This is a genomic window from Streptomyces sp. rh34 (assembly GCF_002551245.1).
Taxonomy (GTDB): Bacteria; Actinomycetota; Actinomycetes; order Streptomycetales; family Streptomycetaceae; genus Streptomyces.
Genome location: NZ_NTGZ01000022.1, coordinates 12,676 through 35,159 on the forward strand (window position 1 = coordinate 12,676; position 22,484 = coordinate 35,159).

The 22,484-nt window shown below is 71.5% G+C and carries 18 protein-coding genes, 2 tRNA genes and 1 pseudogene; 18 read left to right on the forward strand and 3 right to left on the reverse strand.

Annotation, left to right across the window (positions count from 1 at the left end; all coding sequences use genetic code 11):
* The first annotated feature begins 41 nt into the window (after nucleotides 1–41).
* From rsfS to CR470_RS07530, 12 genes and pseudogenes are all read left to right on the forward strand, one after another.
* Complete coding sequence (gene rsfS, locus CR470_RS07480; protein ID WP_007449662.1) at nucleotides 42–473, forward strand: ribosome silencing factor; 432 nt, start codon at nucleotides 42–44, stop codon at nucleotides 471–473.
* Nucleotides 470–1,123, forward strand: a complete 654-nt coding sequence (locus CR470_RS07485; RefSeq protein WP_097866778.1) for a histidine phosphatase family protein — start codon at nucleotides 470–472, stop codon at nucleotides 1,121–1,123. The genes rsfS and CR470_RS07485 overlap by 4 nt, the downstream gene beginning before the upstream one ends.
* 139 nt (nucleotides 1,124–1,262) lie before the next feature.
* A tRNA-Ala gene (locus CR470_RS07490) sits at nucleotides 1,263–1,335 on the forward strand.
* 132 nt (nucleotides 1,336–1,467) lie between these two features.
* On the forward strand, nucleotides 1,468–1,656 hold the full coding sequence (locus CR470_RS40390; protein ID WP_257138486.1) for a hypothetical protein: 189 nt from the start codon (nucleotides 1,468–1,470) through the stop codon (nucleotides 1,654–1,656).
* A gap of 3 nt (nucleotides 1,657–1,659) precedes the next feature.
* Complete coding sequence (locus tag CR470_RS07500; protein WP_097866779.1) at nucleotides 1,660–1,893, forward strand: hypothetical protein; 234 nt, start codon at nucleotides 1,660–1,662, stop codon at nucleotides 1,891–1,893.
* Nucleotides 1,894–2,024: 131 nt separating this feature from the next.
* A tRNA-Ala gene (locus tag CR470_RS07505) sits at nucleotides 2,025–2,097 on the forward strand.
* A gap of 395 nt (nucleotides 2,098–2,492) precedes the next feature.
* Nucleotides 2,493–5,360: a leucine--tRNA ligase gene (gene leuS, locus CR470_RS07510; RefSeq protein WP_179892175.1), complete on the forward strand. Its 2,868-nt coding sequence runs from the start codon at nucleotides 2,493–2,495 to the stop codon at nucleotides 5,358–5,360.
* A 191-nt stretch (nucleotides 5,361–5,551) separates the two neighbouring features.
* A complete protein-coding gene (locus CR470_RS07515; RefSeq protein WP_097866781.1) occupies nucleotides 5,552–6,328 on the forward strand; it encodes a hypothetical protein in 777 nt (258 codons plus the stop codon).
* Between the two features lie 144 nt (nucleotides 6,329–6,472).
* Nucleotides 6,473–7,318 (forward strand): DegV family protein, encoded by an 846-nt coding sequence (locus CR470_RS07520; protein ID WP_097866782.1) that lies wholly within the window; start codon nucleotides 6,473–6,475, stop codon nucleotides 7,316–7,318.
* Between the two features lie 739 nt (nucleotides 7,319–8,057).
* Nucleotides 8,058–8,402 (forward strand): annotated as a pseudogene (locus tag CR470_RS41115) (SLBB domain-containing protein); the annotation flags it as partial.
* A 159-nt stretch (nucleotides 8,403–8,561) separates the two neighbouring features.
* The gene (locus CR470_RS41120) at nucleotides 8,562–8,747 is read left to right on the forward strand and encodes a ComEA family DNA-binding protein (RefSeq protein ID WP_306667791.1); all 186 of its coding nucleotides are present in this window, start codon (nucleotides 8,562–8,564) and stop codon (nucleotides 8,745–8,747) included.
* 218 nt (nucleotides 8,748–8,965) lie between these two features.
* The gene (locus CR470_RS07530) at nucleotides 8,966–11,383 is read left to right on the forward strand and encodes a ComEC/Rec2 family competence protein (protein WP_257138490.1); all 2,418 of its coding nucleotides are present in this window, start codon (nucleotides 8,966–8,968) and stop codon (nucleotides 11,381–11,383) included.
* A gap of 11 nt (nucleotides 11,384–11,394) precedes the next feature.
* Here the strand turns inward: CR470_RS07530 and CR470_RS07535 are convergent, their stop codons facing one another.
* Entirely contained in the window at nucleotides 11,395–11,853 is a 459-nt protein-coding gene (locus tag CR470_RS07535; protein WP_097866783.1) for a pyridoxamine 5'-phosphate oxidase family protein, read from the reverse strand.
* Nucleotides 11,854–11,974: 121 nt separating this feature from the next.
* Between CR470_RS07535 and CR470_RS07540 the strand changes: the two genes are divergently transcribed.
* Complete coding sequence (locus tag CR470_RS07540; RefSeq protein ID WP_179892176.1) at nucleotides 11,975–12,829, forward strand: arylamine N-acetyltransferase family protein; 855 nt, start codon at nucleotides 11,975–11,977, stop codon at nucleotides 12,827–12,829.
* A 294-nt stretch (nucleotides 12,830–13,123) separates the two neighbouring features.
* Entirely contained in the window at nucleotides 13,124–14,005 is an 882-nt protein-coding gene (locus tag CR470_RS07545; RefSeq protein ID WP_097866784.1) for a YceI family protein, read from the forward strand.
* 64 nt (nucleotides 14,006–14,069) lie between these two features.
* On the opposite strand, the gene CR470_RS07550 is transcribed toward CR470_RS07545, so the two are convergent.
* Nucleotides 14,070–14,315 (reverse strand): hypothetical protein, encoded by a 246-nt coding sequence (locus CR470_RS07550; RefSeq protein ID WP_032791316.1) that lies wholly within the window; start codon nucleotides 14,313–14,315, stop codon nucleotides 14,070–14,072.
* 101 nt (nucleotides 14,316–14,416) lie between these two features.
* Here CR470_RS07550 and holA point away from each other — a divergent pair, with 101 nt between their 5' ends.
* Nucleotides 14,417–15,403, forward strand: a complete 987-nt coding sequence (holA, locus tag CR470_RS07555) for a DNA polymerase III subunit delta (protein ID WP_097866785.1) — start codon at nucleotides 14,417–14,419, stop codon at nucleotides 15,401–15,403.
* Between the two features lie 348 nt (nucleotides 15,404–15,751).
* Here the strand turns inward: holA and rpsT are convergent, their stop codons facing one another.
* Nucleotides 15,752–16,018, reverse strand: a complete 267-nt coding sequence (rpsT, locus tag CR470_RS07560; protein WP_097866786.1) for a 30S ribosomal protein S20 — start codon at nucleotides 16,016–16,018, stop codon at nucleotides 15,752–15,754.
* 216 nt (nucleotides 16,019–16,234) lie between these two features.
* On the opposite strand from rpsT, the gene lepA reads away from it, so the two are divergent.
* The 3 genes from lepA (at nucleotide 16,235) to CR470_RS07575 (ending at nucleotide 22,464) form a co-directional block, all read left to right on the forward strand.
* Nucleotides 16,235–18,109, forward strand: coding sequence for a translation elongation factor 4 (gene lepA / locus CR470_RS07565; protein WP_097866787.1), 1,875 nt, complete (start codon nucleotides 16,235–16,237; stop codon nucleotides 18,107–18,109).
* Between the two features lie 256 nt (nucleotides 18,110–18,365).
* A complete protein-coding gene (locus tag CR470_RS07570; RefSeq protein ID WP_097866788.1) occupies nucleotides 18,366–20,255 on the forward strand; it encodes an AMP-dependent synthetase/ligase in 1,890 nt (629 codons plus the stop codon).
* Nucleotides 20,256–20,463: 208 nt separating this feature from the next.
* The gene (locus tag CR470_RS07575; RefSeq protein WP_097866789.1) at nucleotides 20,464–22,464 is read left to right on the forward strand and encodes an ATP-binding SpoIIE family protein phosphatase; all 2,001 of its coding nucleotides are present in this window, start codon (nucleotides 20,464–20,466) and stop codon (nucleotides 22,462–22,464) included.
* Nucleotides 22,465–22,484: the final 20 nt, after the last annotated feature.

Consider the following 22,484-nt stretch of genomic DNA (forward strand, 5'->3'; position numbering starts at 1 on the left):
GACCCTAGAGGTTGCATCCGACCGCCGACGAAAGCCTGCATGTGACCGCCACGGACCGCTCCATCGAGCTCATCAACGCCGCCGCTCAGGCGGCCGCCGACCGGCTCGCGCACGACATCATCGCCTACGACGTCAGCGATGTGCTGTCGATCACCGACGCCTTCCTGCTGGCCTCGGCCCCCAACGACCGCCAGGTCAAGTCGATCGTCGACGAGATCGAGGAGCGGCTCCAGAAGGAGCTCGGCGTCAAGCCGGTGCGCCGTGAGGGCGACCGCGACGCCCGCTGGATCCTCCTCGACTACGTCGACATCGTCATCCACGTCCAGCACAGCGAGGAGCGTGTCTTCTACGCGCTGGAGCGCCTGTGGAAGGACTGCCCGGAGATCGCCCTCCCCGAGGACGCGATCAAGACCCGCGGCAAGGCCGAGGAGCACGCACAGCTCAACGGCGGCACGGAAGGTGACCAGAGCTGAACGGCAGCAGCAGCGGCACGGGCCGCAGGATCGTCCTCTGGCGGCACGGCCAGACGGCGTGGAACCTGGAGCGCCGTTTCCAGGGCTCCACGGACATCGAGCTCACCGAGGCCGGCGTCGGGCAGGCCCGCCGCGCCGCCCGGCTGCTCGCCTCGCTGAAGCCGGACGCCATCGTGGCCTCCGACCTGCGACGGGCGGCGGCCACGGCCGCCGAGCTCTCCGCCGTCAGCGGCCTCACCGTCGCCCACGACGCCGCACTCCGTGAGACGTACGCCGGTGCCTGGCAGGGGCTGACCCACCAGGAGATCATCGAGCGTTACGGCGATCAGTACGCGGCATGGAAGCGCGGAGAGCCCGTACGCCGGGGTGGCGGCGAGCTGGAGACCGAGGTCGCCGACCGGGCGGCCCCGGTCGTTCTGGAGCACGCCGAGAAGCTTCCCGAGAACGGCACGCTCGTCGTGGTCAGCCACGGCGGCACGATCAGGACGACGATCGGCCGGCTGCTGGGCCTGGAGGCGCACCACTGGGAAGGGCTCGGCGGGCTGTCCAACTGCTGCTGGTCCGTCCTCGGCGAGGGTGCACGCGGCTGGCGTCTGCTGGAACACAACGCCGGCACGCTCCCTGAGCCGGTCCTCGGCGACGACGACTAGACGCCGCCGGAAGGCAGTTGAGAGGCCGCGCGCGGGCAGCCCTCGGGCGGCCCGGGCCGGATTTCACTTTCCGGCCGGTCGCACGCTAAAGTTCTTCTTGTTCGCAGCGCGGAAACGCAGGGAAACAACAGCGAACAGCGGGGCTATAGCTCAGTTGGTAGAGCGCCTGCATGGCATGCAGGAGGTCAGGAGTTCAATTCTCCTTAGCTCCACAATCAGGATCCCGTCCCCAGCAGGGGGCGGGATCTTCCGTATGGGGGGTGCCGAGCGGGCTGACCCCCTTGCGGGGTCATGGCAGAATCGGAACGCCGGAGGGGGCGACGTACCGATCGGGAGGGAGCGCGATGTCTGCGAGTCGCGAACACATCCCCGACCAGCCCCTTGTCGCCGCCCCGTTCCCCGGCCCCGTACCGTTCGAAGATCGATCCCGTCCCGGCTGTCCGTCCTGCGGTTCGTCCCATGTGGCCCAGGTTCTGGGTGACAACGGAGGGGTCTCCTACGTGTGCACGGCCTGCGGCCACAGCTGGAGCTGACTGATGGGTGCACACAGGCGTAAGTGCGACTGGTGCGGCAGTGGTACGCCCATCGTCAGGGACATGGACCCGCTCAATGCGGAGTACCAGTACTGGTGCGAGGAATGCGCGCGGGCGCTGATCATAAAAGGCGACCCCATCGAGACCTACCGGGAGCTGGAGGGGGAGCCGATCTACGGGAGGCTCCTGGAGGAGCACTGCACCCTCAAGCGCTTCTACTCCTTCGCGACCGCCTGACCTGCGGCCGGCGATCCACCATCCGGGATGATTCGGGCGTATTGGTGCGGACCGGAAACGATTTGGTGAAGCACCGGGGGGACCGTGTAATGTTCTCGATGTCGCCAGGGAAACCGGGCGGCACGCAGCGAGGGGCTATAGCTCAGTTGGTAGAGCGCCTGCATGGCATGCAGGAGGTCAGGAGTTCAATTCTCCTTAGCTCCACAAGATCGACAGTGAAGAAGCGGGCCATCCGGATCGGGTGGCCCGCTTCTTTGTTCGGGTCAAGTCTGTCCGGATGGCTTCGCGCCGCTCGGAATCGACTCCTCCACGCCTTTGGCGGCCGACAGGGGCGTCACGCGTCGGCCACGGAGAGCGACGGGCGGTCGGCGGGGTTTCCGGCTCGCGCGCGCGGTGTCCGCCCCCTGGTTACTCCCCGCTCCCCTCCGGGCCCGTGCGGTACCCTGACGCCATGCGTGCCGTACGCCTTCTGCTTAGCGAGCCGCGCTGAACCGTCCCGACCGGTGAGAACGCCTGGTCGGAGTCAGCGCGGCGTCCCCTCCTGTGCGAGGGGATTTTTCGTTTCCCGGCAGATGACGATCGATGGAGCTTTGAGGATCATGAGCGAGACGAATTCCGCAGCCGAGACGGCCGCGCCGCACCGCTACACGGCGGCGATGGCCGCCGACATCGAGGCACGCTGGCAGGACTTCTGGGACGCCGAGGGGACGTACGAGGCGCCGAACCCCACCGGTGACCTGGCGGGCGACCCGGAGCTGGCCGCCAAGCCGAAGAAGTTCATCATGGACATGTTCCCGTACCCCTCGGGTGCGGGCCTGCACGTCGGACACCCGCTGGGCTACATCGCCACCGATGTCTACGCCCGCCATCAGCGGATGACCGGCCACAACGTGCTGCACACCCTGGGCTTCGACGCCTTCGGTCTGCCCGCCGAGCAGTACGCCGTCCAGACGGGCACCCACCCCCGGGTCTCCACCGAGGCCAACATGGTGAACATGAAGGTCCAGCTGCGCCGGCTGGGTCTGGGCCACGACAACCGCCGTTCCTTCGCGACGATCGAGTCCGAGTACTACAAGTGGACGCAGTGGATCTTCCTGCAGATCTTCAACTCCTGGTACGACACCGAGGCCGACCGGGCCCGCCCGATCGCCGAGCTGGTCGAGCAGTTCGAGAGCGCCGCGCGGGCGACCCCCGACGGCCGTGAGTGGAGCGCGCTGAGCGCCACCGAGCGCGCCGACCTGCTGAGCGAGTACCGCCTGGCGTACGCCTCCGACGCCCCGGTGAACTGGTCGCCCGGTCTGGGCACCGTCCTGGCCAACGAGGAGGTCACCGCCGACGGCCGCTCCGAGCGCGGCAACTTCCCCGTCTTCAAGGCCAAGCTGCGCCAGTGGAACATGCGCATCACCTCCTACGCCGACCGGCTGCTGAACGACCTGGACGGGCTGGACTGGCCCGAGGCCATCAAGCTGCAGCAGCGCAACTGGATCGGACGCTCCGAGGGCGCCCGGGTCGAGTTCCCGGTGGACACCGCCGGCGGCATCACCGTCTTCACCACCCGCCAGGACACCCTGTTCGGCGCGACGTACATGGTGCTGGCGCCCGAACACGACATGGTCGAGCGGATCATCCCTGCCGCCTGGCCCGAGGGCACCCACCCGGTGTGGACCGGCGGCCACGCGAGCCCGGCCGAGGCCGTCACCGCGTACCGCAAGCAGGCCGCCGCCAAGTCCGACGTCGAGCGGCAGGCCGAGGCCAAGGACAAGACCGGCGTCTTCACCGGTGCGTACGCGACCAACCCGGTCAGCGGCGAGAAGGTCCCCGTCTTCATCGCCGACTACGTCCTGATGGGCTACGGCACCGGCGCGATCATGGCCGTACCGGCGCACGACGCGCGCGACTTCGCCTTCGCGCGCGCCTTCGAGCTGCCGATGCGCTGCGTGGTCCAGCCGTCGGACGACCGCGGAACCGACCCCTCCACGTGGGACGACGCCTTCGGTTCGTACGACGCGAAGCTGGTCAACTCCGCGAACGAGGAGATCTCGCTGGACGGCCTGGGCGTCGTCGAGGCCAAGGCGAGGATCACCGACTGGCTGAAGGAGCACGGCGTCGGTGAGGGCACCGTCAACTTCCGGCTGCGCGACTGGCTGTTCAGCCGGCAGCGCTACTGGGGCGAGCCGTTCCCGATCGTGTACGACGAGGACGGCATCGCCCACCCGCTGCCCGAGTCGATGCTGCCGCTGGAGCTGCCCGAGGTCGAGGACTACTCCCCGCGCACCTTCGACCCGGAGGACGCGACCGCCCAGCCCGAGACCCCGCTGTCGCGCAACGCCGACTGGGTCAACGTCACGCTGGACCTGGGCGACGGCCCGAAGAAGTACCGCCGCGAGACCAACACCATGCCCAACTGGGCCGGTTCCTGCTGGTACGAGCTGCGCTACCTGGACCCGAACAACGACCGGCAGCTGGTCGACCCGGCCATCGAGCAGTACTGGATGGGCCCGCGCGAGGGCCGGCCCACCGGCGGTGTCGACCTGTACGTCGGCGGCGCCGAGCACGCTGTGCTGCACCTGCTGTACGCGCGCTTCTGGTCCAAGGTGCTGCACGACCTGGGTCACATCTCCTCCGCCGAGCCGTTCCACAAGCTGTACAACCAGGGCATGATCCAGGCCTTCGTCTACCGGGACAGCCGGGGCATCGCCGTCCCCGCCGCCGAGGTGGAGGAGCGCGACGGCGCGTTCTACCACGAGGGCGAGAAGGTCAGCCGCGTCCTGGGCAAGATGGGCAAGTCCCTGAAGAACGCGGTCACGCCGGACGAGATCTGTGCCGAGTACGGTGCGGACACCCTGCGCCTGTACGAGATGGCGATGGGCCCCCTGGACGTGTCGCGCCCCTGGGACACCCGGGCCGTGGTCGGTCAGTACCGGCTGCTGCAGCGCCTGTGGCGCAATGTGGTCGACGAGGAGACCGGTGAGATCACCGTCGTCGACACGGAGCCCGGCGAGGAGACGCTGCGTGCCCTGCACAAGGCCATCGACGGGGTCGGCCAGGACATGGCGGGGATGCGGTTCAACACCGCCATCGCCAAGGTCACCGAGCTGAACAACCACCTGACGAAGGCCGGCGGCCCGCTGTCGCGCTCCGTCGCCGAACGACTGGTCCTGCTGATCGCCCCCCTGGCTCCGCACATCGCGGAGGAGCTGTGGCGGCGGCTGGGCCACACCGAGTCGGTCGTGCATCAGGACTTCCCGGTGGCGGACCCGGCGTACGTCGTGGACGAGACCGTCACCTGTGTCGTCCAGATCAAGGGCAAGGTCCGGGCCCGCCTGGAGATCTCGCCCGCCATCACGGACGCGGAGCTGGAGGCGCTGGCCCTGGCCGACGAGGCGGTCGTCGCGGCGCTGGGCGGGGCCGGGATCCGCAAGGTGATCGTGCGCGCGCCGAAGCTGGTGAACATCGTTCCCGCGTGACCACGGCCGTGTGACGACCGCTGGTGACGACCGCCGGGCGACGGCAGCCGCGCGACGGTCCCTGTGCGTGGTGAGGGCCATCCCCTACGGGCAGGTTGGGGGTTCCGAAGGAACCCTCGGCCTGCCCGTTCCGTTTACGGTGGAGGGGGCGTCCGGTACCGGCGGCCGCATCGAGACATCGAGGGGCATTCATGGAAGCCGCGATCACGATCCTGGCGTTGTTCTTGGTCGCGTTCGTCGCGCTGGGTGTCTACGCGACGGTGAAGGCCGTCGGCGCGGCCAAGCGCGGTGTGGACCGCACGATCACGCAGGCCCGGCGCACGGTGGAGGACACCACGCTCCGGGCCAAGAGCTTCGGGCAGACGGGTGTCGCCGGCGAGCTGGCGCAGCTCCGGCTCGCCCTGCGCACCTCGATGCGGGCCACGCAGGACGCGCTGCACGCCGGTGTCGCCGAGGACGCGTCCCTGGCGGAGTCGGTGGCGCTGTTCCGGAGGCTGAGCGAGCACGGTCTCGAACTGGACGACGAGCTGAAGCGGCTGGAGCGCGAGCCGGACCGGGCGACGGTCGCGGGCCTGCTGCCCAAGCTCAAGGAACGCACGCAGCGGATCACGCACTCGGCGGAGTCGCTGCGCTGGGCGGCGCGGGACCGGGCGCGGCAGTTCGCCGACGACGACCTGGACGCGCTGAACGCGCAGATCGACATCGAGGCCGGCGCGCTGCGGCACTGGACCGTCGAGGAGCCGTCGGGGGCATCCGGCGCCGGGGCGTCCGCCTCGACACCGGACCACGGCCCCGGGACGGACTGGCCCGAGCCGGCCGCCTCGGCGGACCCCGCGGCCGGGACGGCCGACCAGGCGTGGTCCGGACCGGCCCGTGAGGAGAGCCCGCAGGCGATCACCGCACCGGACCCCCGGCTGCGCACGACCTACCCCTGGCAGAAGTCCACCCGGCCGGAAACGACGAACTGACGCACACCGGTCCGAGCGACTCCGCCCGTGCGACTCCGCCCGAGCGGGTACGACCCGACCGGATACGCTCCGAAGCGGCCATGAATGATCAGAGGGCCGGGGCCGGGCTGCCGCACTCCCACCACGCCAGGTAACCTCCGGCTCATGTCCCGCCATGTCGCTATCGTCACCGATTCCACGGCCTACCTGCCGCGCCCGACGATGGAACGGCACGGCATCACCGCAGTGCCGCTGACCGTCGTGCTGGGCGACCGGGCGCTGGAGGAGGGCACGGAGATCTCGGCCCGCTCGCTCGCCCTGGCTCTGCAGAAACGCCACTCCGTGACCACGTCCCGTCCCAGCCCCGAGGTCTTCGCCGCGGCCTACCGGACGGCGGCCGAGGGCGGGGCGGACGCGGTGGTGTCGCTGCACCTGTCGTCGGAGTTCTCCGGCACGTACGACGCCGCGCTGCTCGCGGCGAAGGACGCCCCCGTTCCGGTACGCGTCGTGGACACCGGCATGGTCGCCATGGCCCTGGGGTTCTGCGCTCTGGCGGCGGCGGAGACCGCCGAGGCGGGCGGCGGCCTGGACGAAGCGGTGTCGGCCGCGGAGAAGCGTGCCGCCGGCACCTCGGCGTATTTCTATGTCGACACTCTCGACTATCTGCGCCGGGGCGGACGCATCGGCGCGGCGCAGGCCCTGCTGGGATCCGCGTTGGCGGTGAAGCCGATCCTGGAGCTCGACGGGGGACGGATCGAGATGCTGGAGAAGGTGCGGACGGCGTCCAAGGCCATCGCCCGCCTGGAAGAGATCGTCGCTGAGCGGGCGGGTACGGCCCCGGTGGACATCGCCGTCCACCACCTCGCCGCCCCGGAGCGCGCGGAGCGCCTGGCCGAGCGGCTGCGCGAGCGCGTTTCCGGCCTGGTCGATCTCTACGTCAGCGAGGTCGGCGCGGTGATCGGGGCGCACACGGGGCCGGGGCTGCTCGGTGCGGTGATCTCGCTGCGGTGATCCGGCCCCGGTGAAGGCGCGGGTCGCGTCGTGTTGAGCGGCTGACGGCACGGAGCTTCACTCCGACGGGTGGCCGAGTTGTCCACAACTGCCGGACTGTCCACAGGAATCGGCGCTGTTCAGCGGGGTCGGGCGGATGTGCCTAACGTCGTGAGGCATGGCCCTTCGATCTCCTCGGGCGTCGACTCCCGACGCTCCACCCACCCCTGCCCCGTCGTCCGATTCCTCGTCCACCTCCACCCCCAGCGCCCCTTCCTCTTCCCCTTCCTCCTCAACATTCCTGCCTCCGCCCGGCCCGTTGCCCGGGCGGACGCCCGTCCGGGCGCGGCACGGATCCGGCACTCGCCCGAGCGGCCGTGCAGGTGCGGGCCCCGGCGCCCGTTCCGGGGCCCGCACCCGGGGGCGGCGGTCCGCGCAAGGTCGTTCCGCCCTTGCGGTGGCGGCCGCGCGGCGCCGGGCGGATGCGCTGATGGCGGGTGCCACCGGGCTGGGGAGCGTCGCCGAACCCGTACCGGTGAGCGAGCCGGAACCCGTACCCGCACGTGAGCCGGACCCCATTCGCACACGTGAGCCGGAACCCGTACCGGTACGCGAGCTGGCACCCGTACCCGTACCCGTACCCGAACCCGCGCCCGTATCCGAGATCGCGGGGGAGGTGCCCGGTGGCACGCCGAGGGTGCGCCGTCTCGTGTCTGCCGTCCGGGAGCGGCTGCCGTTGTGGGTGCGGCTCCGGTGCGGGATGGCGCCGCGCACGCCGGTGGTGCTCGCCCTGGTACTGCTCGCTGCCGTGGGTGTCGCCGCGTTCCACTTCTGGTCCGTACGTCCCCAGGCCGTACGTGCGCCGGAGCCGGTCGCGGACGAAGCGGCGGCGTCCGCGTTGCCACCGGATCCGTTACGTTCCGGGGCACCCGGTCCGGTCCCGCGTCCGGCGGCGGGGGAGGCGCCGGACACGGGCGGGAAGGCGGGCGGGAGTGGGCAGATCGTCGTCGATGTGAGCGGCAAGGTGCGTCGGCCGGGGGTCCGTCGGCTTCCGGCGGGATCACGGGTGGCGGACGCGCTCGACGCGGCGGGCGGTGTGCGCGCAGGCACGGATGTCACGGGGCTTAATCGGGCACGGGTCCTGATGGACGGTGAGCAGGTTGTCGTGGGTCTACCGCCCGGCCCGCCGGTCTCGGGGGCGGGCGGTAGCGGGCGCCACGGGGCCGACGCGTCGAGTGCCGGGCCGGGCGGGTCCTCGGTACCGATGAGCCTGAACACGGCGACGGCGGAGCAGCTCGAAACGCTGCCCGGGGTCGGGCCCGTGCTGGCCCAGCACATGATCGACTACCGCGCGGAGAACAACGGATTCCGGTCCGTCCACGAGCTCCGGCAGGTCCATGGGATCGGCGACCGCCGTTTCGCCGAACTACAGCCGCTCGTACGCCCGTGAGCAGCCGGGAGGCCCGGCTCGACTCCCGGGGCACGGGCAGGGACATCTTCGGAAGCGGCCACCGGCCCGATGGCGCGGGCGACGGCGCGGGCAGTCCGGCGTGTGCGCCGCGCATTCCGGGGACCCCGCGTGCCCCGGGGACCCCACGTCCTCCGCGTGCTGCGGGTGATTCGGGTGCGCCGGGTGGAACCGGCTCGCGAAGGGAAGGCCCCACGGACCTGCGGCTCGTTCCGCCCGCGCTGGCGGTCTGGGCGGCTGCGGCGTCGACGCTGGGGCTGCCGGGGAGGTGGGTGGCCGCCGTGGCCGTCGCCTGTCTGGTTCCGGCGGTCGTTCTGCTGGTGGCGGCCGCGCGCACCTCTCGGGAGGGGCGGTCGGCCGGGTGGTCCCGGGGCGTCGCCGCCGGGGGAGCCGTCCTGCTGTGCGCGGCGGCGGGCGCGGCCGTGGCCGGACTTCACGGGGCCGATGTGCGGCGCGGCCCTGTCCCCGGGCTGGCGGGGGAGTACGCGCGGATCGACGCCGACGTCCGGGTGACCTCGGATCCCCGGACGACCCGCCCGGCGGTACGGGGCAACCACAGCGTCCCGGCCCTCCTCCTGATCGACGCCGAGGTCATGGAGGTGCGGACGCCGGACGGCCCGAGCGTCCGGGTCCGGACACCGGTGCTGCTCATGGTCGCGCCGGGCGACCACCGGGCGGACTGGCAGAAGCTGCTGCCGTCCACCCGACTCCGGCTCAGCGGCCGGCTCTCGCTCCCCGCCCACGAGGGCGAACGTCTGGCGGCGGTCCTGCGGGTGGACGACGAGGGGGCGCCCCGGATCACCGGGCCGCCGACGTGGATCCAGCGCGCGGCCGGGGAACTGCGCGCCGGCTTGCGGGAAGCGACGGACGAGCTGGACGCGGACGCGCGGGCGCTGTTGCCGGGACTGGTGGTCGGTGACACCTCCAGGGTCCCGTCCGAGCTCCACGACGCCTTCAAGTCGACTGATCTGACACACCTCTTGAGCGTGTCCGGGGCCAATCTCTCGATTCTGCTCTTTCTCCTCGTCGGGCCGCCGGGGTCGGCCCTGAGCGCCGAACGGCGTGGTCTGGCACCCCTGTTGGGACTCTCCCTGCGGGGGACCGCGTTGATCGGTGGTGGGCTGACCCTCGCCTTCATCATCGTCTGCCGTCCGGAACCGAGCGTGCTCCGCGCGGCAGCCTGCGGTCTCATCACGCTCCTCGCGATCGGAACGGGCCGTCGGAGGTCTCTGGTTCCCGCGCTGGCGGCGGCTGTCGTCCTCCTGGTCCTCTACGATCCGTGGCTGGCCCGGAGCTACGGCTTCCTGCTGTCGGTGCTGGCCACCGGTGCGCTGCTGACCCTCGCGCCACGGTGGAGTGTCGCCCTGCGGGCGCGGCGGGTGCCGGGCAGGCTCGCCGAGGTGCTGGCCGCTGCGGCGGCCGCGCAGGCCGTGTGCGCACCCGTGGTGGTGGTCCTGGCCTCGCGGGTCAGCCTGGTGGCGGTCCCGTGCAATCTGCTGGCGGAGTTCGCGGTGGCGCCGGCGACGGTGCTCGGGTTCGCGGCCCTCGCCGTCGCCCCGGTGGCCCCGCCGGTGGCCGAGCTGCTGGCCGGGGTCGCCGGCTGGCCGGTCGAGTGGATCGCCACGGTCGCCCGCACGGGGGCGGGCCTTCCCGGGGCGGAGGCGCAGTGGCCCGGAGGGTGGTCCGGCGCGGCACTGCTGGCCGGCCTCACGGTGCTGGCCGTGCTCCTGGCTCCGAGGCTGGCCGGTCGCCCCTGGATCTGCGCGGCCGCCGGACTGCTTCTCGTGCTGGCGGTGCTGAGGCCGGTTCCGCTGACCCGGATCATGACCGGATGGCCGCCGCCCGACTGGGCGTTCGCGCTCTGCGACGTGGGGCAGGGGGATGCGATGGTGCTCAGGGCGGGGGAGGGCACGGGCGTGGTCGTCGACGCCGGACCCGACCCCCGTGCGGTCGACCGGTGCCTGCGGGACCTCGCGGTGACCCGGGTCCCGCTCGTGGTCCTCACCCACTTCCACGCCGACCATGTGCGCGGGCTGCCGGGTGTGCTCCGGGGCAGGGCGGTGGGCGCGATCCAGACGACGAGCCTCGAAGAGCCGCCGGAACAGGCCGCGTTCGTACGGCGGACAGCGGCTGCGGCACGGGTCCCGACGGTGCGGGCCGTGGCCGGTGAGCGCCGCCGGTCGGGCCCGGTCGACTGGAGGGTCCTCTGGCCGCGTCAAGATCCCGGGAGAGCGGGGGCGGTGGCGGTGCGGGAGCCGAACGACTCCAGTGTCACCCTGCGCGTACGGGCGGCCGGCGGGCTGACGCTGCTGCTCCTCGGCGATCTCGAACCCCTGGCCCAACGGGAGTTGTCGCGCGGCCCGGGGGCGTTGGGCCCGGTGGACGTCCTCAAGGTGGCCCACCACGGCTCGGCCTTCCAGGACGCCGGGCTGCTCCACGGCGTACGACCGAGACTGGCGCTCATCTCCTGCGGCGCGGACAACCCGTACGGGCACCCCTCCGCCCGCACGGTGGGCGCCCTCAGGGCGGCCGGGGCCCGGGTCCTGCGCACCGACACCGACGGCACGATCGCGGTGACGGGCGCCGGGAAGGAACTGCGGGCGGTGGGCCGGTCATGACCTCGCGCGGGTCAGACCAGCCAGGTGCCGGAGAGCATCAGGTCGCGGTCGGCGAGTTCGTTCACCTCGCGCCAGGCGCGCACGGTGTGGGGGGTGATGCGCAGGAACACCCAGGGGGAGCTGCGCGGGTCCCATCGGAGCTTCGCGACGAAGGCGTCCCTCGTCGCGGCGGGAAGGTCCCTTCCCTCCAGGATGCTCGCCTCGCCCTCGATCAGCACCACATCGCGGGTGGGGCCGAGGGTCACGCGGATCGGGCCGCCGGGAGTCACGTTGACGGCGGTCGGATTGGTCCGCCGGGTGGCCATGACCAGGGTGCCGGTGTCGTCCTCCCAGAGGAACGACAGCGGCACCAGAGTGGGGACACGGTCCGGGGAGGCCGTGGCCACCCACGCGTCCTCGTCCTGGCGCAGGTGGTCCAGGACGTCCTGCTTGCGCTGTTTTCGGCTGCGCGGGGGAGCGTGTTCGGTCATGCGCGACACGCTAGACGAGGATCACCGTGCCGGGCCTCGGGCAACGGTCCTCGGCCAGGAGTCCTAGGACCTGCCGGGGGACCGGTGGTTCTCGGGGCGGGAGCGGGAGCAGACTGGGCCCATGACCTCGCAGACACCCACGGCGTCCGGTGCCTCCGTCCCGGGGCCCGACAACGGCATCACCGCCGCCGCCGTTGACGCCTATCTCGCCCGGATCGGCGCGGACCGTCCGGCACGGGCCGACATCGAAGCGCTGCGCGGCCTGCAGCACCGGCATCTCCTCGCCGTTCCCTTCGAGAACCTCTCGGTCCACCTGGGTGAGGACATCGTGCTGGAGGAACGGGCGCTGATGGACAAGGTGACCGGCGGTCGCGGCGGCTTCTGCTACGAACTGAACGGCGCGTTCGGGGCGTTGCTGCGTGCCCTCGGTTTCCGTGTGACCCTGCTGCAGGCGCGGGTCTTCGGCGACGGCGGCCGTCTGGGCATCCCGTACGACCACATGGCACTGCGGGTGGAGACCGAGGACGGTACGGGGCCCTGGCTGGCGGACGTCGGGTTCGGCGACAACGCGCTGTGGCCGCTGGCGCTCGACGACCGGACGGAACAGGAGGACCCCCGGGGCGTGTTCCGGCTCCGCCGGGCGCCGCAGGGGGACCTGGATCTGCTGCGTGGCGGCTCACGGCAGTTCCGGCTCGACCTGAGGCCGCGGACGCTGCCGGAGTTCCGGGGCGGGGCCTGGTACCACCGCACCTCGCCGGACTCGCACTTCACCCGGTCGCTCGTGTGCTCCCGGTACACGGAGACCGGGCGGGTGACGCTGAGCGGACGGACCCTGGTCACCACGGTCGGCGGGGATCGGCACCGCACGGAACTGGTCACGGACGAGGAGGTGCTCGCCGCCTACCGGGACCACTTCGGGGTGCGGCTCTCCCGGGTTCCCGAGCTCCGGGAGGCGGGCGCCGTGCCCGGGGCGTGACGCCGGACGGGACTCGCGAACGCCGCGCCCGACTGATCCACACAAGTGGAACCAGCAATTCGGACCTTCGGTAACACCTGTGTACAGCTCGTCACAGCTCGTCGCACCTCGCCATACCTCCGCACACCTCATTACACCTTGGAGCAGCTCGGTACAAGACCCTCCGAGGCCCTCCGTTTGCCTCGAACGCCGCAATAGTGATCGAATGCATGCTCGTCGGCGGGCCGCTGATCCGACAAGGACGTCCACCTGTCAGGGGCCCGAAGCAGGAAGCGCCCCTGGGGGTACGTAGAGATGTTCGGCCGTTGGCTGGGAAACAGAGGCCAGGCGGGTGGGCGCGGTGGGGCCCTCGCCGGATTCCAGGTGCCCCGTACCGCGGGCGTGCTCAACTGCCGGGTGCTGGACCCGGTCAACGAACCGGTTCAGCACGCCGAGTTCGTCGTGACCGACAGCGCGGGCCGCAAGGTGACAGGCGGCGAGACGGACCCCTTCGGCACTGTTCTCACCACGGTCCCGGCGGGCGACTACCGGCTGGCGATCACGGCCGAGGGCTTCACCCCGTTCCACGGGGCGGTGACGGTGGCCGAGGGGGCGCACGCCACCCTGGGCGATGTGACCCTTCAGGTGGCCCAGCCCCCGCAGCTGCCCGACCCCGGCGACTGGGACATCGAGCCGAACCACTCGCAGATCGGTTTCACCGCCCGGCACATCGGGCTGGCCCGCATCCACGGCAGGTTCAACACCTTCGCCGGGGCGGTCCGGATCGCCGACCGCATGGAGGACTCCGCCATGCACGTGATCATCGACGCGGCCTCGATCGACACCAACGTGCAGATGCGCGACGACCACCTGCGCTCCGGCGACTTCCTCGACGTCGGCCGTTACCCGACGATGGAGTTCTACAGCGAGCGCTTCGTCCACCGGGGCGGCAGCCGGTGGGGCGTCACGGGCGCGCTGACCCTGCACGGCGTCAGCCGTACGGTGACGCTGGACACCCAGTACCTCGGCATCGGCAACGGTCTTGAGGGCGAGACGCGCGCCGCCTGCCGGGCCACCACCGAACTGCACCGCGAGGACTTCACCCTCACCTGGCAGACCATGCTCGCGCGCGGGATCGCCGTGGTGGGGCCGAGCATCGTCATCGACCTGGACATCCAGATCGTCCCCAAGGGCTGAGCTGCCCGGAGGTTCCCCGGGGCCGTGCCGGCCGGATCGTTCTCCAGGCGGTGGCGGCCGGACGTCACGGCTTCTCCAGCCAGCCTTCGTACTCCTCCGCGAACGCGTCGAGCGCGGCCGGGTCCAGGCGCCCGGCCGCGTCCTCCACGACCACCAGCCACTGGGCGTCCTCGGCGTCGTCCTCGCCGGCCAGCGCGTCCCGTACGAGCTGAGGCTCCTCGGCGACGCCGAAGCGGTCCGCCAGCTCCCCGGCCACCTCCTCCGCGGCGTCGCGGTCGGGCAACACCAGTACATGTCTCACATCGCTCACCCGGTCATTCTCCGGTACGGGCATCCGTGCCCCGCGCCCCGGGGCGGCCGGGCCGTCGGGGCTGCCCGGGCTGTCAGTGGGGCGTGGGATGCTGGATCGCGATGGCCACCAGGAAGAATTCCACCGACGATCCGCTCGCGCCCCTCACCCTCGCCGTGGGCCAGGAGGACCTCCTCCTGGACCGTGCGGTGCAGCAGGTGGTGGCGGCCGCCCGCGCCTCCGACGCCGACACGGACGTACGTGATCTGGCGTCCGACCAGTTGCAGCCCGGCACGCTCGCCGAGCTCACCAGCCCCTCGCTCTTCGCCGAGCGCAAGGTCGTGATCGTGCGCAACGCACAGGACCTCTCGGCCGACACGGTCAAGGACGTCAAGGCGTATCTCGGCGCGCCGGTCGAGGAGATCACGCTCGTCCTGCTGCACGCGGGCGGTGCCAAGGGCAAGGGGCTGCTGGACGCGGCGCGCAAGGCCGGGGCGCGGGAGGTCGCCTGCCCGAAGACCACCAAGCCCGCCGAGCGGCTCTCCTTCGTACGGTCGGAGTTCCGGGCGCACGGGCGGTCCGCGACGCCGGAGGCGTGCCAGGCGCTGGTCGACTCCATCGGAAGCGATCTGCGGGAGCTGGCGAGTGCGGTGTCCCAGCTGATCGCGGACGTCGAGGGCACGATCGACGAGGCGGTCGTCGGGCGCTATTACACCGGGCGGGCGGAAGCCTCTTCGTTCACCGTCGCCGACCGGGCGGTCGAGGGGCGCGCGGCGGAGGCGCTGGAGGCGCTGCGGTGGTCGCTGTCGACCGGGGTCCCGCCCGTCCTGATCACCAGCGCGCTGGCGCAGGGGGTGCGGGCGATCGGGAAGCTGTCCTCGGCCCGGGGCGGCCGGCCGGCTGATCTGGCCCGGGAGCTGGGCATGCCGCCCTGGAAGATCGACCGGGTGCGGCAGCAGATGCGGGGGTGGACGCCGGACGGGGTCGCGGTGGCCCTGCGGGCGGTGGCGGCGGCGGACGCGGGGGTGAAGGGCGGGGGGGACGATCCCGAGTACGCCCTGGAGAAGGCCGTCGTCGTGGTCGCCCGGGCCGCGCGGGCGGGGCGATAGGCCCTCTCGGGGCGGGGTGGGCGGCGCCGCGGCGTGCGGGGCCTCGGGAGCGCCGGTTCCGTCCTCAAGCGCCGGGCGGGCTGGGTGTGCCCCGGGCGGGCTGAACGTGCCGCCCCTGCCCACGCAGGCTGCGCCGACCCCGGACCGGCGGGACATCCGGATGCGCGGAAGCCCCGGCCCTCGATCTGGGGAGATCGTGGGCCGGGGCTTCCGGGTCACACTCTGGGTGCGCCGCACCCGCGTGGCGAACGCAGGTTCGGTGTGCGGCGCGGGGTGCCGGTCAGGGGCGGGAGAGAGGGCCCGTCTGGTCCGTTCCGGCGGTCACATCAGTGAGCTTCGGGAAGAAGCTCAGGCCTGCAGGGAGGCAACCTTGGACGCCAGCGCCGACTTCTTGTTGGCGGCGGCGTTCTTGTGGATGACACCCTTCGAGACAGCCTTGTCGAGCTGACGGGAAGCGTCGCGGACGGCCGTGGTGGCCTTCTCGACGTCACCGGCAACGGCGGCCTCGCGGGCCTTGCGGATCGCGGTCTTGAGCGACGACTTGACGGCCTTGTTGCGCAGGCGCGCCTTCTCGTTGGTCTTGTTCCGCTTGATCTGGGACTTGATGTTCGCCACGAATAGAGCCTTTTCAGGTTCGTTGGATCTTCCAGGTGAGCCACGCCGCTCGTGAGAGCCACGAGGCACAGCTGTCCACGGTAGCAGTCACCCTCCGACCGGCCCAAACCGGTCGCTGTCCCGCGGGCGTGGGACGATGGAGCCTACGTATCGATCCGACCGACCCGACATCGACCCGAGACACGGCGTTCGGCGTCTCAAGAATCAGGACCCTGCGTGCCCGCGACTCCTTCCAATGTGCCCGAGCCGAGCCGTACCGACCCGGCGCTGATCCGCAATTTCTGCATCATCGCGCACATCGACCACGGCAAGTCGACCCTTGCCGACCGGATGCTTCAGCTGACCGGAGTGGTCGATCAGCGGCAGATGCGTGCTCAGTACCTCGACCGGATGGACATCGAGCGCGAGCGCGGCATCACCATCAAGTCCCAGGCGGTCCGGCTGCCCTGGGCCCCCAACACGGGTGAGGACACGGGCACCACCCACGTCCTCAACATGATCGACACCCCGGGCCACGTGGACTTCACCTACGAGGTCTCCCGTTCGCTCGCGGCCTGCGAGGGCACGGTCCTGCTGGTCGACGCCGCGCAGGGCATCGAGGCCCAGACGCTGGCCAACCTCTATCTCGCGATGGAGAACGACCTCACCATCGTCCCGGTGCTCAACAAGATCGACCTCCCCGCCGCGCAGCCGGAGAAGTTCTCCGAGGAGCTGGCCAACCTCATCGGCTGCCAGCCCGAGGACGTGCTCAAGGTCTCCGCGAAGACCGGCGTCGGCGTGGACGCGCTGCTCGACCGGGTCGTGCGGGACGTGCCGGCCCCGGTCGGCGTCGCGGACGCCCCCGCCCGCGCGATGATCTTCGACTCGGTCTATGACGCGTACCGCGGTGTCGTCACCTATGTCCGTGTCATCGACGGGCAGCTCAACAAGCGCGAACGCATCCGCATGATGTCGACCGGCGCCACCCACGAGCTGCTGGAGATCGGAGTGTCGTCCCCCGAGATGACCCCGGCCGACGGCATCGGTGTGGGCGAGGTCGGCTACATCATCACCGGTGTGAAGGACGTCCGGCAGTCCAAGGTGGGTGACACGATCACCTCGCTGCACAACGGGGCGACCGAGGCGCTGGGCGGCTACAAGGAGCCCAAGCCGATGGTGTTCTCCGGGCTGTATCCGCTGGACGGCTCGGACTACCCGGACCTGCGCGAGGCGCTGGACAAGCTCCAGCTCAACGACGCCGCCCTCATCTACGAGCCGGAGACCTCCGCCGCGCTCGGCTTCGGCTTCCGTGTCGGTTTCCTCGGCCTGCTCCACCTGGACGTGGTCCGTGAGCGGCTGGAGCGCGAGTTCGGCCTCGACCTGATCGCCACCGCCCCCAACGTGGTCTACCGCGTCGAGATGGAGGACGGCACCGAGCACGTCGTCACCAACCCGAGCGAGTTTCCCGAGGGCAAGATCGACAAGGTGCACGAGCCGGTGGTCCGCGCCACGGTGCTGGCCCCGAGCGAGTTCATCGGCGCGATCATGGAGCTGTGCCAGAACCGGCGCGGCACCCTGCTCGGCATGGACTACCTCTCCGAGGACCGGGTCGAGATCCGCTACACCCTGCCGCTCGCGGAGATCGTCTTCGACTTCTTCGACCAGCTGAAGTCCAAGACCCGGGGTTACGCCTCCCTCGACTACGAGCCCACCGGCGAGCAGTCGGCGCAGCTCGTCAAGGTCGACATCCTGCTGCACGGCGACAAGGTGGACGCGTTCTCCGCGGTCACCCACAAGGACAAGGCGTACGCGTACGGCGTACGGCTCGTCGCCAAGCTGCAGAAGCTCATCCCCCGGCAGAACTTCGAGGTGCCGATCCAGGCGGCCATCGGCGCCCGGGTCATCGCCCGTGAGACCGTCCGCGCCATCCGCAAGGACGTCCTCGCCAAGTGCTACGGCGGTGACATCTCCCGTAAGCGGAAGCTGCTGGAGAAGCAGAAGGAGGGCAAGAAGCGGATGAAGATGGTCGGCAACGTGGAGGTTCCGCAGGACGCCTTCATCTCCGTCCTGTCGACCGACGAGTCCGCGGGTGAGAGCAAGGGCAAGAAGTAGTCCGCTCTCCAAGGGCCCCCATGCCGCAGCACCGGCGTGGGGGCCCTTTCGTTATGAAAGCAGCGGCCTGTTGCCTCTTACGTGGCGGACACGCGCGCTCTACTCTGATCACGACTCGATGGTTACTGGTGAGTTAAACAAGCCGAACGAGCAGGTTGCACAGCAGGACGAGAGCAGTAGGCAGAGTAGGACGACAGCAGTCAGTCGCCGTATCAGAGAAGCCGGTCGTAGCAATGCCGCAGGCCCGGAGGACGTCGTGAGCGACACACAGACCTTGATCGATAACCGGCCGCCCTCCGTGGCGGTCCTCTTCATGGACCGCGTGGCGGCGACCCCGGACGGGGAGGCGTACCGCTATCCGGTGCCGTCGGCCTCGGGCACGGGTCCCGACGACTGGAAGTCGCTGAGCTGGGGCCAGGCCTCGAAGCGGGTCTACGCGATCGCCGCAGGGCTGATCGCGCTCGGCGTGCGGCCGGAGGAGCGGGTCGCGCTCGCCTCGGCCACCCGGGTGGAATGGGTCCTCATCGACCTCGGGGTGATGTGCGCGGGCGCCGCGACCACGACGGTCTACCCCTCCACGAACGCCGAGGAGTCCGCGTTCATCCTGGCGGACTCCGAGAGCCGGATCTTCATCGCGGAGGACGCCGAGCAGCTGGCCAAGGCCCGGGAGGCCCGCGCCGACCTGCCGGACCTCGCCCATGTCGTGGTCATCGACCCGGCCGGAGTCGAGCCCGCCGAGGGCGACCCCGAGGGCTGGATCATCACCCTCGCCGAGCTGGAGGCCCGAGGCGCCGAGCTCCTCGCCAAGACCCCGGACGCGGTCACCGAGCGGGTCTCCGCGATCACCGCCGACCAGCTCGCCACCCTCATCTACACCTCGGGCACGACCGGCCGCCCCAAGGGCGTGCGGCTGCCGCACGACAACTGGTCGTACATGGCCAAGGCCACCGTGGCGACCGGGATGATCACGGCTGAGGACGTGCAGTACCTCTGGCTGCCGCTCGCCCACGTCTTCGGCAAGGTCCTCACCTCCGGGCAGATCGAGGTCGGCCACGTCACCGCGATCGACGGCCGCGTCGACAAGATCATCGAGAACCTGCCGGTTGTCCGGCCGACCTACATGGCCGCCGTGCCCCGGATCTTCGAGAAGGTCTACAACGGGGTCGCCTCCAAGGCCCGCGCGGGCGGTGGCGCCAAGTACAAGATCTTCCAGTGGGCGGCCGGGGTCGCCCGCGAGTACGCCAAGGTCTCCCAGGACAACTTCCGCCGCACCGGGAAGGCCTCCGTCCCCTTCGCGCTCGGCGCCAAGCACAAGGTCGCCGACGCCCTCGTCTTCGCCAAGATCCGTGAGGCCTTCGGCGGTCGGCTGCGCGCCTGTATCTCCGGCTCCGCCGCCCTCGCCCCGGACATCGGCTACTTCTTCTCGGGCGCCGGCGTCCACATTCTGGAGGGCTACGGCCTCACCGAGACGAGCGCCGCCTCGTTCGTCAACCTGGGCGGGGCCTACCGCACCGGCACCGTCGGCAAGCCGCTCCCCGGCACCGAGGTGCGCATCGCCGACGACGGCGAGATCCTGCTGCGAAGCCCCGGCGTCATGCAGGGCTACCACAAACTGCCCGACAAGACCGAAGAGGTCCTGGAGTCGGACGGCTGGATCCACACCGGGGACATCGGCGAGCTGTCGGCCGACGGCTACCTGAGCATCACCGACCGCAAGAAGGACCTGATCAAGACGTCCGGCGGCAAGTACGTCGCCCCGGCGGAGGTCGAGGGACAGTTCAAGGCGGTCTGCCCGTTCGTCTCCAACATCATGGTGCACGGCGCGGACCGTAACTTCTGCACCGCGCTCATCGCGCTCGACGGGCCCACCCTCCTCGGCTGGGCCGCCGAGAACGGCATGGAGGGCAAGTCGTACGCGGAGGTCGTCGCTGCCCCGCAGACCGTCGAGCTGATCGACGGGTACGTCAAGCGCCTCAACGAGGGCCTCCAGCGCTGGCAGAGCATCAAGAAGTTCCGCCTCCTGCCGCGCGACCTGGACATCGAGCACGGCGAGCTGACCCCCAGCCTCAAGCTGAAGCGGCCGGTCGTCGAGCGGGAGTACCGGGGGCTCATCGACGAGATGTACGCGGGCTCGCGCGAGGCGTAGGAGCTTCTCCCCGGAAGCGCGGGCGGGGCGGGCGGGGCGCCCGGACACGATGTGTCCGGGCGCCCCGCCCGTCGTCCATGTCCCGTTGCGTTTCCCGAAGCCTTGCGTTCGAACCTGCTCGATTTTCTGCCCACTTCGGTAACTCGGTGCTTATGGGTGCGGCCGGTCTGTCACTCTGTCGGTGTCGTCGGACCGGAGGAGCCGCACCGTGGCGCCCATTCCCTTGCAGCGGGACACCGTGCAGCGCCCCGGCACCACCCGTGCCGGGGACGCGCCCGGCCCGCGCCCGGCCAGCCGCACCAGCCTGCCCGGCATCCCGCTCGCCCCGTCCGCCGCCCGCCGGTTCGTGCGGGCCGCGCTCGCGGAGTGGACCGGGATCGGGGTGCCCGCGGCCGTGGGCTTCAGCGACCGGCTGGCCGACGACGCCGTGACCGTCACCAACGAGCTGGTCACCAACGCCGTGGTGCACGCCGGGACCACCGTCGACCTGGTCCTCAGGCTGGAGGAGGAAGGCGGCGACGAGCCGTCCGCCGCCCTCGTCCTGGAGGTCACCGACCACCACCCGGCCCGCCCGGTCAGCGGCGACGAGCGCGGGGCGGGCCCCGGACCGGCCGGGGCGTACGCGGGGGAGCTGCCCGACCCCGCCGAGTACGGCCGGGGCCTCCAGCTCGTCGCCACCCTCGCCGACTCCTGGGGCATCACCTACCGCACCGGCCTCAAGACCGTCTGGGCCCGCCTCCCCGTCGACGACTGGAGCGCCCCGCCCGCCCCGCCCGACGAGGAGGCCCTTAGACGCGGCCTGCGCGCCGCCGAGATCCTCGCTCCCGCGGCCAGGCGCACCGAGCGCGACGACGCGGTGTGGGACAGCCGGGGCGCCCCGGCCTTCCTCGCCGAGGCCTCCGATCTGCTCGCCGGGCAGCTCGACGAGGACCTGGTGGCCGCCATAGCGGGCCAGCTGCTGGTGCCCCGGCTGGCGGACTGGTGCGCGATCTGGCTGGAGACCGAGGGCGGGGGACCGGCCGCCGAACCCCGGCTCGCCCGGGTCTGGCACAGCGACGAGACCGGCACCGAGCCCCTGCGCGCCGCCCTGGAGAGGGAGCCGCTCCGCCTCCCGGCCGGCGTCGGCTCCGGCCCGGTGTCCGTCCCCGTGCCCTGGCCGGCCCACCTCGCCGAGGAGGACCGGGAGGGCCGTGAGGACCGGGAAGGCCGGGAGGGCACCTCCGCACCGCTCCCGCACCCCGGCGGCCGGGACGGGGCCGCGCTCGCGTTCCGGATCACCGCGGGCGGCCGGGCGCTCGGCACCGTCCTCGTCGGCCGCGAGGGCGTCGCCCAGGTGCCGGAGGCGGTGGCGTCGCTGATCGAGGACTTCGTCCGCCGCCTCGGCCTCGCCGTCGGCGCGGCCCGCGCCTACACCCGGCAGGCCACCATCAGCCGGATCCTCCAGCGCGGCCTGCTCCCGAGCAAGGTCGCCGAGATCCCCGGCGTCACCAGCGCCCTCGTCTACGAACCGAGCGACGACGGGGTGGTCGGCGGTGACTTCTACGACATCTTCCCGTGCCCCGGCGACCGCTGGTGTTTCGTCCTCGGCGACGTCCAGGGCAGCGGCCCCGAGGCCGCCGTCGTCACCGGCCTCGCCCGCCCCTGGCTACGGCTGCTCTCCCGGGAGGGTTTCGGCGTCGGGGAGGTCCTGGACCGGCTGAACCGGCTGCTCCTCGACGACGCCATGGAGGCCGCCGAGGCCGCCGCCCTGATGGTCGCCGCCGCCGGGGGCCAGCAGCTCCACGACGGCACCCAGTCGCGGTTCCTCTCCCTGCTGTACGGGGAGGTCGTGCCGCTCCCCGACGGCGGGGTCCGCTGCACGGTGGCCAGCGCCGGGCACCCGTTGCCGCTGGTGCTGCGCCCCGACGGCTCCGTACGCCCGGCCGCCGAGCCGCAGGTGCTGCTCGGGGTCGTCGAGGACGTGGCGTACGAGAGCCAGATCTTCGACCTCACGCCCGGGGACACCCTGCTCTGCGTCACGGACGGGGTGACCGAGCGCCGGTCGGGCCCGCTGATGTTCGACGACGGGGACGGGCTGGCCCGGGTGCTGGCCGGGTGCGCCGGGCTGCCCGCCGAGGCGACGGCCGAGCGCATCCGGCGGGCCGTCCACGAGTTCGCCGAGCAGCCCCCGGACGACGACGTGGCCCTGCTGGTGCTGCACGCGGACTGAACCACGCCGGACAGAAGCGG